The organism is Enterovibrio norvegicus, assembly GCF_002876705.1.
Classification (GTDB): Bacteria; Pseudomonadota; Gammaproteobacteria; order Enterobacterales; family Vibrionaceae; genus Enterovibrio; species Enterovibrio norvegicus_B.
Genome location: NZ_MDAG01000002.1, coordinates 171,954 through 185,137 on the forward strand (window position 1 = coordinate 171,954; position 13,184 = coordinate 185,137).

Annotated in this window: 11 protein-coding genes and 1 tRNA gene; 1 reads left to right on the plus strand and 11 read right to left on the minus strand. The window is 48.2% G+C overall.

The genetic code is table 11. The features are described 5' to 3' along the window. Positions 1–235: 235 nt before the first annotated feature. Complete coding sequence (gene rnt, locus BCT27_RS01950) at positions 236–907, minus strand: ribonuclease T (protein WP_017016116.1); 672 nt, start codon at positions 905–907, stop codon at positions 236–238. Between the two features lie 249 nt (positions 908–1,156). On the opposite strand from rnt, the gene motY reads away from it, so the two are divergent. Beyond that, a complete protein-coding gene (gene motY / locus BCT27_RS01955; protein ID WP_102394885.1) occupies positions 1,157–2,044 on the plus strand; it encodes a flagellar protein MotY in 888 nt (295 codons plus the stop codon). Positions 2,045–2,149: 105 nt separating this feature from the next. Here the strand turns inward: motY and BCT27_RS01960 are convergent, their stop codons facing one another. The 10 genes from BCT27_RS01960 to BCT27_RS02005 all read right to left on the minus strand — a co-directional run bounded on the left by BCT27_RS01960 (position 2,150) and on the right by BCT27_RS02005 (position 13,023). Continuing rightward, the gene (locus BCT27_RS01960) at positions 2,150–5,056 is read right to left on the minus strand and encodes an HD domain-containing phosphohydrolase (protein ID WP_102394886.1); all 2,907 of its coding nucleotides are present in this window, start codon (positions 5,054–5,056) and stop codon (positions 2,150–2,152) included. Between the two features lie 435 nt (positions 5,057–5,491). Further along, complete coding sequence (gloA, locus tag BCT27_RS01965) at positions 5,492–5,908, minus strand: lactoylglutathione lyase (protein WP_074926163.1); 417 nt, start codon at positions 5,906–5,908, stop codon at positions 5,492–5,494. Positions 5,909–6,023: 115 nt separating this feature from the next. Continuing rightward, positions 6,024–6,665: an endonuclease III gene (gene nth, locus BCT27_RS01970; RefSeq protein ID WP_102391034.1), complete on the minus strand. Its 642-nt coding sequence runs from the start codon at positions 6,663–6,665 to the stop codon at positions 6,024–6,026. 21 nt (positions 6,666–6,686) lie between these two features. Next, positions 6,687–7,379, minus strand: coding sequence for an electron transport complex subunit E (locus BCT27_RS01975; protein WP_017007663.1), 693 nt, complete (start codon positions 7,377–7,379; stop codon positions 6,687–6,689). After that, positions 7,376–8,008, minus strand: coding sequence for an electron transport complex subunit RsxG (gene rsxG / locus BCT27_RS01980; protein WP_102391033.1), 633 nt, complete (start codon positions 8,006–8,008; stop codon positions 7,376–7,378). Before rsxG ends, BCT27_RS01975 begins: the two co-directional genes overlap by 4 nt. Beyond that, on the minus strand, positions 8,005–9,066 hold the full coding sequence (gene rsxD / locus BCT27_RS01985; RefSeq protein WP_102319582.1) for an electron transport complex subunit RsxD: 1,062 nt from the start codon (positions 9,064–9,066) through the stop codon (positions 8,005–8,007). The genes rsxG and rsxD overlap by 4 nt, the downstream gene beginning before the upstream one ends. Positions 9,067–9,068: 2 nt before the next feature. Continuing rightward, complete coding sequence (gene rsxC, locus BCT27_RS01990) at positions 9,069–11,555, minus strand: electron transport complex subunit RsxC (RefSeq protein WP_102394887.1); 2,487 nt, start codon at positions 11,553–11,555, stop codon at positions 9,069–9,071. Beyond that, on the minus strand, positions 11,552–12,136 hold the full coding sequence (rsxB, locus tag BCT27_RS01995) for an electron transport complex subunit RsxB (protein WP_017012804.1): 585 nt from the start codon (positions 12,134–12,136) through the stop codon (positions 11,552–11,554). Before rsxB ends, rsxC begins: the two co-directional genes overlap by 4 nt. Further along, positions 12,136–12,717 carry an electron transport complex subunit RsxA gene (gene rsxA / locus BCT27_RS02000; RefSeq protein WP_017009631.1) on the minus strand — a complete coding sequence of 194 codons (582 nt, stop codon included), beginning with the start codon at positions 12,715–12,717 and terminating at the stop codon, positions 12,136–12,138. The genes rsxB and rsxA overlap by 1 nt, the downstream gene beginning before the upstream one ends. Before the next feature lie 230 nt (positions 12,718–12,947). After that, positions 12,948–13,023 (minus strand) — tRNA-Asn (locus BCT27_RS02005). Between the last annotated feature and the right edge of the window lie 161 nt (positions 13,024–13,184).

Here is a 13,184-nt window from a genome sequence, read left to right on the forward strand (position 1 = left end):
CTGCGGGTGTACCGAGACAGGTGGTGCGGTTCAGTTCTAAGAGAGTATAAACATGGAAATGAAAATGTAGGTTTTTTGTTATCAATAGTTTGCGCAAGATCTAACCTAATTTTTCGGCATAGATGAGAGTTATTTCATACTTTTGTTTAAAACGTGTGATGGGCAAGGTGGTAGAGTGGGCGGATCGTCTTATTTTTCATGCAGATCCGCCAGCTTATATCAAGGTGGGAGCGAGTTACTCTTCTGGGGTTTGTTCGGAATCATTTTCCACAGGAACGACAGGCCAACCGCCTAATTTCTTCCATCTGTTAACAATCTCACAAAATAGCTCCGCAGTACGCTCTGTATCGTATAGCGCCGAATGCGCTTCGCGGTTGTCGAAGGCAATCCCTGCGGTTGCACAGGCTTTTGCTAACACGGTTTGTCCCAATGCGAGGCCGCTTAATGCAGCGGTGTCGAATGTGGCAAAAGGGTGGAAGGGGTTACGCTTTAATGCGCTTCGCTCAGTCGCAGCCATAACAAAGCTATGATCAAAGTTGGCATTGTGCGCCACCATGATAGAGCGCTGGCAACCTTGTGCTTTTTGCTCTTTACGAATGAGCTTAAAGATTTCTTTGAGTGCATGTGACTCATCAACAGCCCCACGCAGTGGGCTGAAAGGGTCACGAATGCCGTTAAACTCCAAGGCTTCTTTCACTAAAACTGCGCCTTCAAAGGGGGCAACGTGAAAGTGCATTGTTTTATCTGGCATTAACCAACCTTCTTCATCCATTTTCAGGGTGACGGCACAAATCTCCAGAAGCGCGTCTGTTTTTGCATTGAAACCCGCAGTTTCAACATCGACGACGACTGGGAAATATCCACGAAATCGTGCTTTTAGGGTATTTAGGTTGGTTTCTTGGCTCATGTCTACAAAGGTAAAAGTAAATCAGGCAGGCATTATGGCAGAAGCGACGCGGGTTCTAAAGGCATCTTCCGGTTAGTTATGTATATACTGTTCCCATTGTTATCGTGCGGATAATGTCGCAGCCTCAAATCTTGCCCATGTTTTCTGCGTTAGAGGGAATGTGCAGTCTAAAATAGGCCTAAAGAACTGGTCGTGTTTTCCGATACAATAGAGACTTATCCATTCACTTGAACAGGACATAGCCCTGCCATGACATTCGCCAAGCCTTTTACGCTGTTATCGCTTTGCATTGCTGCTAGCACCTTGCCTGTGACAGCGAATGCCACCAAGTTGTATGGTGCAAAGCCAACAGAGTCTGTTTGGCAAATGACGGTGGACTCTCCGATTGAGTGTCGCGTTGAGCATATGATCCCCAACTTTGGCAATGCCACCTTTACGTCACGCGCCAGTAAAAAAATCAACCTCGATTTTGAATTGCAAATGCGCCGCCCGATGGGCAAAACGGAGAATGTGGCGTTGTTGTCTATGCCGGCCGTATGGATGCCGGGTGACAGGGCGGAGTATATCGATCGTATTCGTTTCTATAAGCAGTTCGACGGATATGTAGATGGTCAGACGGCTTGGAGCATGTTGGCTGAGCTGGAAAATGGGCGCTTCCCGACCTTTAGCTTTAGAGAGTGGCAAAGCAAAGGAAAACGCGTTGATGTGTCATTATCGCCGGTCGCTTTTCAAACAAGTTATAACGAATTCAGCAGTTGTGTAGACAGATTACTGCCGTATTCATTTGAAGATATTGCGTTTACCACATTGCATTATGACGACAATGGGGACGAGCTAAACAAATCTTCCATGGCAAAGCTGGCTCAAATTGCCGAGTTTGTTCGCTACAGTCCTGACATCGATTTGGTGTTACTGGCGACGTATACAGACGGTCGTGGTGCGAAAGCTGCCAACCAAAACTTGTCAGAGAAACGGGCTAAAACCTTGGAAGGCTACTTTATGTCGCTAGGGTTACCGAAAGACCGTATTGGTATTGAAGCATTTGGTGAACGTCGACCGATTGCGGAAAACGACAGCCCAATAGGACGAAACAAAAACCGTCGTGTTGTGATATCCCTAGGACGCTCGATTATCTAAGCATTCATCGTATGGCGTCTTCGATAGACGTTGTCTATCGAAGGACATAGTGGTAAAGAGCAATAAAAATCCCCGAACTTTCGATGAGTGCGGGGATTTTTCGTTTTAGGCTTCGTTAACGGTTGCTGATTGCTTTTCTTGTTTGGGTTTGATGATTCTGAGTAGCGCTGCTTCATCGACGTTATCGCGTTGAGATGCAGGCAAAAAAGCATCGGCATATTGTAGGTATACTTTCTGTTCAATGAAGATCTTATAAAGTTTCGGATCGATGTGCCTATCTTTGGCCATAAACGCGAGGATTTTGAGTGCTTCACTGAGGGTTTTAGCTTTCTTGTAAGGGCGATCGCTGGCAGTCAATGCTTCGAAAATATCGGCGACTGACATGATACGGGCATCGATGGATAAGTTACTTTCATCTAACCCATAGGGATAACCTTTGCCATCGAGTTTTTCATGGTGCCCACCTGCGATCTCAGGCACCAGCTCTAGGTGTTTAGGGTAAGGCAGTTTTTTGAGCATGTTGATGGTTTGGATGATGTGATCGTTGATGATAAAGCGCTCTTCTTCCGTTAACGTGCCACGTTGAATCGATAAGTTATACAATTCACCACGGTTATATTGAAGCTCTGGAATAGCGAGGCTAAATGCCCAGTTTTCAAACGTCTCTTTCTGCTGATCAAGCCAAGGAATGTGGTGATAGAGATCATCGGAAAGCACCTGCTCTTTGCAAGGCAGCGCGCATGATGGCATTTGTTTGCGGCGGCTTTCTTCTTCCCATGAAAGGCCGAGCGTGTCGTCAATGGTGCGGTACCAGGTACGTTGCGAAATGATGTTGAGACGCGTAACGCTTTGCTCATCCATAAACTCTGCGCCGACATTACTTTTTGCAACGAACGCAAAATCTTCATCTAGTGCTTCAAGTTCCTTTTTCAACCAAACGTCGAGTTCTTGTTGAGGTTCACCCTCGGCACGCTTCTTCCAATACTGAATTTCTTTATCGCGCTTTAATACCTCAAAGCGGGTACGCACTTCGTGGATGCGATTGTAAATGGTCTCCAATTTGGTGGCTTTATCAACGACGTATTCAGGCGTCGTCACCTTGCCACAGTCATGCAGCCATGCAGCAAAATACAGCGCCTCTCGTGATTGTTCATTGAGCGTAAAGTCAGGGAAATACGTGGTGTCCTTGTTGACTGCATCGGCCAGCATAAAGGTAAGTTCAGGAACACGTTGGCAATGTCCGCCAGTGTACGGTGATTTGGTATCGATGGCCGATGCCATCATTTCAATGAAGGATTTGAAAAGATGTTTTTGAGCGACGACGCGGTCCCAATTTTCTTTGATGAGTGAGGCGAAACCCAAGAACTGACGAATGAAGGGCAGTTTCTCTTCCTGTTTTGCTGATACGGGTCGATTAAAGCCAACCATGACATAACCAATACAGTCACCGTCGCGATTGTTCAGTCTTAATAACCAAGCATGGTGAAGTGAGGAAGGTAAATTGCCGCTGTCTTGTTCTGCCATCGAAGGCGTAAAACTGACGAAATTTTGGTTAGAGAGATCTGCTTGAACACGCGTTGACGTGGACAGCAATTTTTCTAAATGAATATTGCTGCCGCAAGTCGTGGACGGGTATTGGGCAGTCAGTTCAAGCATGTCGCGATCTTTCGCGGAGTTCGTCCACATCAAGACATAGTCGGCATCTGTAGTTTGTTGGCAATGTAAAACGATGTCGGTGAGAAGCGAATCAAAATTCGTACTGTGTGAGACGCGATGCAAGGTATCGAGGAAACCGCTGATGGTGTCGGACATCATGCTGATGGACTCAGACAACTCTTTCACTTCAACGACATTCGATTTCACCTTTGACACGGTAGAAAAATCGAATTGGCGAATCCTCTTTGTGGCTTCGCCCAGTTTTTTCAGGGGCGTAGCAATTCTTGCTGACGCCACTAAGACCATGGCAGTGCCAAGAACAAGGCCAAGGAAGCTGATGATGATTTGATTGTTTCTCGCGTCAATCGCACTGCCTATCAATTGCTTCTCCGGTATGGCTTTTGCGAGCCAAAGCCCTCGCTCCCCGCCAAATGTGATGCGCGCCAAACTCAGCATCCATGTTTCCCCTTTGTGTTCGACGTTGAGTGAGGTTTTTTGCCAATCGTCGGTTTTATAGAGATTGTTCAATGGAGACGCGGAAAGGGCTTGTAGGTGTTCTTTCTGTGAACGGCCAGACGATGCGTCTGGCAGAAAGCCAGTGTGTGCGAAGATCTTACGGCTGTCGTCGAGCAACATGAGCTGAGTGTCTTCCGAGTCCATCAGACTATTGAGGAAACTCGACAGTGACGCGAGGGTGATGTCTGCAGCGATGACGCCATCGTTGTCGGGCAACTGGCGTGATAGCGTAATGCCCATTCGCTGTATGAAGAAGTAGAAATAGGGATCAGTTATGTGGATTTTACCGCTCTCTGGCGCAGCTTTATACCATGGTCGAGTGGTTGGTTTATAGTCGATGCTATCTGTGTCGACCGAGATGAAATTGAGCTTCTCGTCGTAATAAGAACGCACCTGAAGTCCATTGTTGTTATTGATGTCCACCATGAGGTGACTATTGTCAGGTGTTGAAAATTGGTGCCTCATAAAGGTGGGCTTGGTGGAACGCACAAACGCGGATTCCTCTGACGGATAACCGACGTACACTGACAATACATCTGGGTTGTTTTCCATCACGGCATTAATGGTAGAAAGCCATTGTTTATCGTTAGAAGCATGTAACTGACGGCCATATTTTGAAACTGCTAAAGAATCAATGGCGGTAAGGACGGGCAAAGTGAGCTTTTGAAAAGCCAGCTTTACTTGCTCAGCATTTTGGCGAGTGCGTTCTTCTGCAAGTTCTTGATTGAGCGCTTTTGAGTTTTGGTAGCTGAGCACGATTAAAATAATGGATAGAACAGATACCACCGAAAAGAAAATGCCAGCAATGTGTATTTGAAGTGTGTAACGGCGGTTTAGCATCCTGGTTGTCGTCTTGTTAATGAGACAGTGTGTAGAGACTATCAGATAAAAAGCTGCGTTTTATGGTTTCGTTCAACTATCTGAATTGCATCACGAATATTTTTAATTGTTGACAAATTAATCACTTGCAACGCAGTTGTTAGCACTGTTGCAATGATGCAAATAAGAAGGCCATGCTGCCTTTTTACTTGGCGAATGTTTCATTCTTTTTCTTTGTGATTGACACAACACTTCACGCTTATCATGCAAAATGTCTTTAGGCGGTTTTCATTCAAAAATTGAATATGGAACAAAAAGATCAGCGTCAGCGTGAATGCATTGAGGGGGCGGTAATGAAGAGGGTGGAGAGCATAAAAGAGAAAAGCCATGCGGAATCAGTATCAGCATGGCTTTTAAATACGGACCGTTAAGCGTTTGGGAATGCGAAAACGTCGATTACTTCCCTAGACCTGCAGACGCACTCTTGTTTTGAATAAGCTCGATCTTATAGCCATCAGGGTCTTCAACGAAGGCGATTTCGGTTGAGCCGCCTTTTACTGGGCCTGGCTCACGGGTGATGTTTGCACCGGCTGCACGCAGGGTGTCACAGGTTGCGTAAATATCATCAACACCGATTGCTATATGGCCGAATGCGGAACCGTGCTCATACTCAGTGGTGCCCCAGTTATAAGTAAGCTCAATCACTGCGCCTGTTGATTCATCACCGTAACCCACGAATGCGAGGGTGTATTCGTACTGTTCATTTTCGTTTTTACGCAGTAATTGCATGCCCATGACGTCGGTATAAAAGCCTATTGAACGATCCAAATCGCCAACGCGGATCATGGTATGCAGAATACGACCGTTGCTCATGTTGCTCTCCTTTATTGTTTTTACCGACAGTCTACGCCCTCTTGGGCGTCGCTATCGATTAAGATTCATCCAGAATGCCTAAGGGGGACGTTTGCCCGTTTTGATGACGGTGTGCTTACTCGTCTGGGTAGATTTTGTCTTTAAACTCACAAAGATCTTCAATCACGCAACTACCACAACGCGGTTTTCTCGCGACGCATGTATAGCGTCCATGCAGAATGAGCCAATGGTGCACGTCCACTTTGAATTCTTTTGGTACGACTTTCAGCAGTTTTTCTTCTACCTGATCAACATTCTTGCCCATCGCGAATTTAGTACGGTTAGATACGCGAAAGATATGGGTATCAACAGCGATGGTTGGCCAGCCAAATGCGGTGTTAAGTACCACATTTGCGGTTTTACGTCCGACACCGGGTAACGCTTCTAGCGCTTCTCGGTCTTCTGGTATTTCGCCACCGTGCTGTTCAACCAAGATACGGCATGTCTTGATGACGTTTTCGGCCTTTGAATTAAACAACCCAATGGTTTTGATATAGCCCTTAACCCCATCAACGCCCAAGTCCAAGATGCTTTGCGGTGTATTGGCAACCGGATAAAGCTTATCCGTCGCCTTGTTGACACTTACATCCGTGGCCTGCGCAGATAGCAGTACTGCGATCAGCAGTTCAAACGGTGACGTCCAATTTAGCTCGGTTTCTGGGTGCGGGTTTTCAGCGCGAAGGCGCTCTAATATCTCAACACGTTTTTGGTTATTCATTCTTCATCCGTAAAGCGTTTTTTAATCTGCCGAGGTGATGCGCACACGTTCGATCACGGCTTTTTCTTTTGGCTGTTTCTTCGCTTGGCGTTCATCCAACACGTTCTTCGCAGCAATTAAGAAGCCTACGGTTAAGAATGCACCGGGTGGTAGCATAGCCAGCAAGAATGCACTGTCGAAGTGGAACACTTCAATGCGCATGCCCGCCGCCCAATCACCAAGAAGGCGGTCTGCACCATCAAACAAGGTACCGTTACCTAGAATTTCACGAATCGCGCCGAGCACGACAAGCGATGCGGTCATGCCCATGCCCATCCAAAATCCATCAAGCACTGATGGCAATGGCGTGTTCTTAGAGGCAAAGGCTTCAGCTCGACCGATGATGATGCAGTTGGTCACGATCAATGGGATGAAAATACCCAATGATTGATAAAGGCCAAAGGCATAGGCGTTCATCAGCAGCTGCACACAGGTGACCAGTGACGCAATGATCATGACGAAGATCGGGATGCGGACTTCTTTCGGTACCCACTGGCGAACCAATGAAACGATAAGGTTCGAGCCGACAAGCACTAACAGGGTGGCAAGCCCCAACCCAAGTGCGTTAGTGACGGTGGCGGAAACCGCGAGCAGAGGACACAAGCCAAGAAGTTGCACCAATGCGGGGTTGTTATTCCACAACCCATTTTTCATCAATTCTTTGTTTTGACTCATGATGCATCTCCACAGTCACGAGGTTGGCGAATGATTTGTTCTTGATGTTGGCTGACATACCATGCTGCTTTTCGGGCTGCACTCACCACGGCTCTGGGCGTGATGGTTGCACCTGTGAACTGGTCAAACTGGCCGCCATCTTTGAACACTGCCCAACGTTTGTCATCAGCACTTTCAAGCGTTTTTCCACTGAACGACAATACCCAATCAGACACGTTTAAATCAATTTTATCGCCGAGACCGGGTGTTTCATTGTGTTGAAGTACGCGAACACCCAATACGGTGTTGTTGGTATCTACACCGACAAGCACTTTGATGGCTCCGTTGTAGCCATCTGGTGCGATGGCTTCAATAGCCATGGCTGTTGGCTCACCGTTTTTACTGGCGAGATACACTGGCATAGGTGCATCCGTGCCAAGGTCTTGGCTTGTGACTAGCGTGCAGGTCTTTGCCAAAGGGTTGTCATGAATGTCAGCAGGAATCACTTGGTTCAATACCTCTAACAACTGTAAACGTTGCTGTTCGGCAATGGTGTCTTCCGTGAGTGAGTGTGTTATGGCCACTAACCCCGTAGAAAGCAGCGCAGCGATTGCCAGAATCGCACCGTTGTTTCTCATCGCGCGAATCATTTGCTTTCCTTCTGGTGACCGTAGGTGGTTGGTTTGGTGTAGTAATCAATCAATGGCACACACATGTTTGCTATCAGAACAGCAAATGCGACGCCATCTGGGAAACCACCAAACGTGCGAATGAGGTAGATCAGCATGCCAATCATGGCACCAAATACCAATCGGCCTTTGGTTGTGGTTGAAGCTGAAACCGGATCGGTTGCAATGAAAAAGGCGCCCAGCATGGTTGCACCTGAGAACAGGTGAATGAGTGGGGTAGCGACAGCATCAGGGCTGATGGCATAACCAAAAACGCTAAAAACAAACAGGGTCACCAGCATGGCGACCGGGATCTGCCATTGAATAACGCGTTGTTTGAGAAGCACTAACCCACCCGCCAAGAAGGCAAGGTTAACCCATCCCCAGCCTAGCCCAACAAAGGTGCCAAATACTGGCTCTTGAACGGCTTCAGAGGCCGTTTTACCTGCTAACAATGCCGTTTTCACGGTGTCTAGCGGCGTCGCCATGGTGATACCATCTACGGTATGGCGTAATTGGTCAACGCTGAATCCATCGGTGCTTAAGCCTGTCAGAACCGTCGATACGCTGTCCATAAAACCTAATGGCTGCGCGATCAATGAAGAAGGCGGAAGCCATGTGGTCATTTGTACTGGAAATGAAATCAGCAAGACAACATACGCGACCATGGCTGGGTTGAAGAGATTCTGACCCAGTCCACCATAAAGATGTTTTGCAATCACAATCGCAAACAGTGCCCCGATAACCGCAATCCACCAAGGTGCGAATGGAGGCACGGCAATGCCAATCAGTAAGCCAGTGAGTAGTGCGGTGTTGTCTTGTAAGTAGCGTTTTACTGGACGTTTGCGCATGGCGACGATAGCCGCTTCAGCCAACATGGCTGTGACAGAGGCAATCGTGATTTGGAGTAGCACTCCCCAGCCAAAGAAATAACAAAGCGCAGCAATGCCTGGAAGCGTACAAAGGATCACCATCATCATGATGTCGCTGGTACTTTTGCGGTTGTGGCTGTGCGGGCTACTGGCAATAAAAAAGGCCACGTCTATTTATCCTCGTCGTTTTTCTTTATCTGCGCTGCTTTGCGTGCTTTGGCACGTGCAATGGCAGCAGCGACAGCGGCTTTCTTCGGATCGATGTCTTCGCCTGCTGGTTCGACAGTGTCAGATTCAGAGGCGTCCGCATCTGTTTCCGTTGTTGCCTCGGCCTGTTGTGCCGCTTTGCGTGCTTTGGCACGGGCAACGGCAGCAGCGACAGCGGCTTTCTTCGGATCAATGTCTTCGGCGGCTGGTTCGACAGTGTCAGATTCAGAGGCATCAGCATCCGTTTCCGGTGATGCCTCGGCCTGTTGTGCCGCTTTGCGTGCTTTGGCACGGGCAACGGCAGCAGCGACAGCGGCTTTTTTCGGATCGATATCTTCAACAACCGGTTCAACCGTCTCAGGCTCTGCAGGTGCGTTGTTTGTTTCCGTAGGCGCTTCTGCTTTCTGTGCTGCTTTGCGTGCTTTTGCTCGTGCCACGGCGGCAGCAACAGCCGCCTTTTTCGGATCGACATCCGCCGTGCTTTCATCTTCTGATGTTTGCGGTGTATCAGCTTGTTGCGCTTCTTTGCGCGCTTTAGCCCGAGCAATGGCAGCAGCAACAGCGGCTTTTTTCGGATCGACGTCAGCTGCGCTTTCTTCTTTTGCTGCTTGCGGCGCATCAGCTTGCTGTGCATCTTTGCGTGCTTTGGCACGAGCAATGGCGGCAGCGACAGCCGCTTTTTTCGGATCTACATCTGCAGCGCTTTCGCTGGCATTCACGTTCGATGGTTCAGCCAGAGCCGCTTGCTCTGCTTTGCGCTCACGAGCTTGGCGTTTACGCTCTTCGCGCAGTTTCTTCATCTCGCTGTTATCAGGCTCGGCTTGGCCACTTTCTGCGGCTTCGGCTTGTTTCGCCTTTGCTTTAGCAATGGCAGCAGCCACTGCAGGTTTAACTGCGGTCGCAGCGCTACCTTGTTCTGATTTTGCTTTCACTCGGGCAATGGCTGCAGCGATGGCGTCACCGTCACTGGATTTTTCCATCGCCTTACGACGATTTTCTGCCGCCTCTTTATGACGAGCTTCGCGTTTTTCTTTTTCGCGTTCCATGCGCGTTTTTTTCGCTTCGAAGCGTTCACGTGCACGTTCTGCAGCCACCGCTTCTGCATTTAGATGGCGAATTTCTGCTTTTGCTTGGCGGTAATACTGCACCAAGGGAATTTCACTTGGGCAAACATACGCACAAGCGCCGCATTCTATGCAATCGAACAAGTTATATTCTTCACACTTGTCGAAGTCTTGGTCTTTTGCGTACCACTGAAGTTGCTGAGGCAATAAAGAAGCAGGACATGCTTCTGCACAAGCGCTACAGCGAATACAGGCCATTTCACCTTGGGATGGCGCGATTTCACGTCGGCTTGGCACTAACACACAGTTAGTCACTTTCGTGACAGGTACATCCGCATGTGGCACGGTAAATCCCATCATTGGGCCACCAATGATTAAACGCTCAAGGCGTTTATCTTGTTTGTAGCCATGCTTTTCAAGCAGAAAACGCACGGGTGTGCCAAGCAATACCCAACGATTACGTTGTTCTTCTAGCGTGGTACCCGTGAGCGTTACCACGCGCTGAACCAATGGCTCACCATCAATGACTGCGCGCTTAATAGCATGAACGGTACCGATGTTTTGCATCAGCACACCAATGGCAGCAGGGATCCCTTTCGCGGGAACTTCTTTACCCGTGATGAGCTTAATGAGCTGCTTTTCGCCGCCAGAAGGGTATTTCGTTGGCACCACTTGAACGATGATGTTTTTCTTATCACCAATCGCCAGCTTTAACGCAGCAATGGCTTCTGGCTTATTGTCTTCAAGCGCGAGCACTGCCAGTTTAGGTTGCACAATGTGTTGGAGGATTTCGACGCCTTGAACAATTTCATCAGCGTGTTCCTGCATTAAGCGATCGTCAGCGGTAATGTAAGGCTCACATTCGGCGCCATTGATGATCAGTATTTCTGTGCGCGCAAGACCTGTTTGTAGCTTACGGGCAGAAGGGAAGCCTGCGCCACCCATGCCGGCGATGCCCATCATTCGGATATGATCGACCAATGCATCTGCCGCGGTATCTTGGTAGTTTTCGATGGGGGATTTATCGCCCCATACTTCTTCGAAATCTGGACGAATCACCAAGCAGGTATCGCTTAACCCTGATGCGTGGGCAATGGTGCGAGGCTCAATGGCAACAACTTCGCCTGACGTTGGCGCATGTACAGGACAAGATTGGAGCGTGTCCGATTTAGTGAGCGGCTGTCCTTTAAGAACGCGATCGCCGATGTTCACCAGTACCTGACCCGCAGAACCAATGTGTTGTTTCAGTGGCAGAACAATTTCATTCGGAATATCGACAGGAATGATGGATTGCTCGCTAGACTGACGCTTGTTTTCCGGCGGGTGGATGCCGCCATGGAAATCCCACACCTGCCCATGTTTAATTTGTTCAAGTAACGCGATCATGCTTGCTTAACTCCTTTTGCGCTGTCGGCAGGGAGTTGAACAACAGGAATTTGATTGAGCTGCCATTTCCAATTTTCAGGGGTGGTTTGAACCGGGATCATTTCTATACAGTCAGTAGGGCACGGCGCGACACAAAGATCACAGCCGGTACATTCATCTTTGATGATGGTGTGCATGGCTTTGGTGCTGCCAATGATGGCATCCACCGGACAGGCTTGAATGCATTTGGTGCAGCCAATGCAATCGTCTTCGTGAATAAACGCGACAGTTTTTAGGCTGGTTTCTTCATCATGCGCAGATTCAGTGACTTCAACGCCCATAAGGTCAGCGAGTTTCACGATGGTCGCTTGACCACCGGGAGGGCATTTATTGATGTCATCACCGTTGGCTATGGCTTGCGCATAAGGGCGACAACCAGGATAGCCACATTGACCACATTGCGTTTGCGGCAGAATGGCGTCGATTTGCTCGACGATCGGATCAGCTTCCACTTTGAAACGAATGGAAGCAAAACCAAGCAAAATACCGAATACGGCAGCCAGGACGGCGATAGCAAGTACCGCAATCAAAATTCCGGTCATTACAATTTCACCAAACCAGTGAAGCCCATAAAGGCGAGAGACATAAGGCCTGCGGTGATCATAGCGATGGACGCACCTTTGAAAGGTTGAGGCACATCTGCTGCAGCGATACGTTCGCGCATTGCTGCAAACAGAATCAAAACAAGTGAGAAGCCAGCAGCTGCGCCAAAGCCATAGATAATGGATTCAATAAAGTTATGTCTTTCATTGATATTAAGCAGTGCTACACCGAGAACGGCACAGTTTGTCGTGATCAATGGCAAGAAGATGCCTAATAAGCGGTAAAGTGTTGGGCTTGTTTTGTGAACCACCATTTCTGTGAACTGCACGACAACGGCAATCACGAGGATGAAACTGAGTGTGCGCAAGTACTCGATGCCTAAAGGCTCAAGTACGTATGTTTCCACAAGGTAGGCGCTTACCGATGCGAGTGTAAGCACAAAGGTCGTTGCGAGACCCATACCGATAGCGGTTTCTAGCTTCTTTGATACACCCATAAATGGGCATAAGCCAAGAAACTTAACCAGCACAAAATTGTTCACCAAGACGGTGCCGACAAGAAGCAACAAATACTCAGTCATGCCATTCTTCGAAAATTTTAAAGAGATCTTTATATTATCGGACTTTGGCGCGTCTATAACAACTGATAGGCGGAAGGGTTTTTCATGAAAATGACCATTATGGTCATTCTTTATGCGACTTAGTGCCAACTTTACACGGTATCAATAAGGCAGCAACAATTTCACGCAGGAAGAATTAAAGTGCAGATAACAAAAAACCCAGCTAAAAAGCTGGGTTTTTTGTTTGAAAGTGGCTCCCCCTGCAAGACTTGAACTTGCGACATACGGATTAACAGTCCGCCGTTCTACCAACTGAACTAAGGGGGAACAGATTGTGTGGCTTGTGACATATCGCGAAGCGATACATTCAAACCCGTGATTCGTTCTTCGAACCAATCACGAAAAGTGGCTCCCCCTGTGAGACTTAACGGGGCCGCCTAGGCTTGCGACATATCGCGAAGCGATACACTCAAACCCGTGATTCGTTC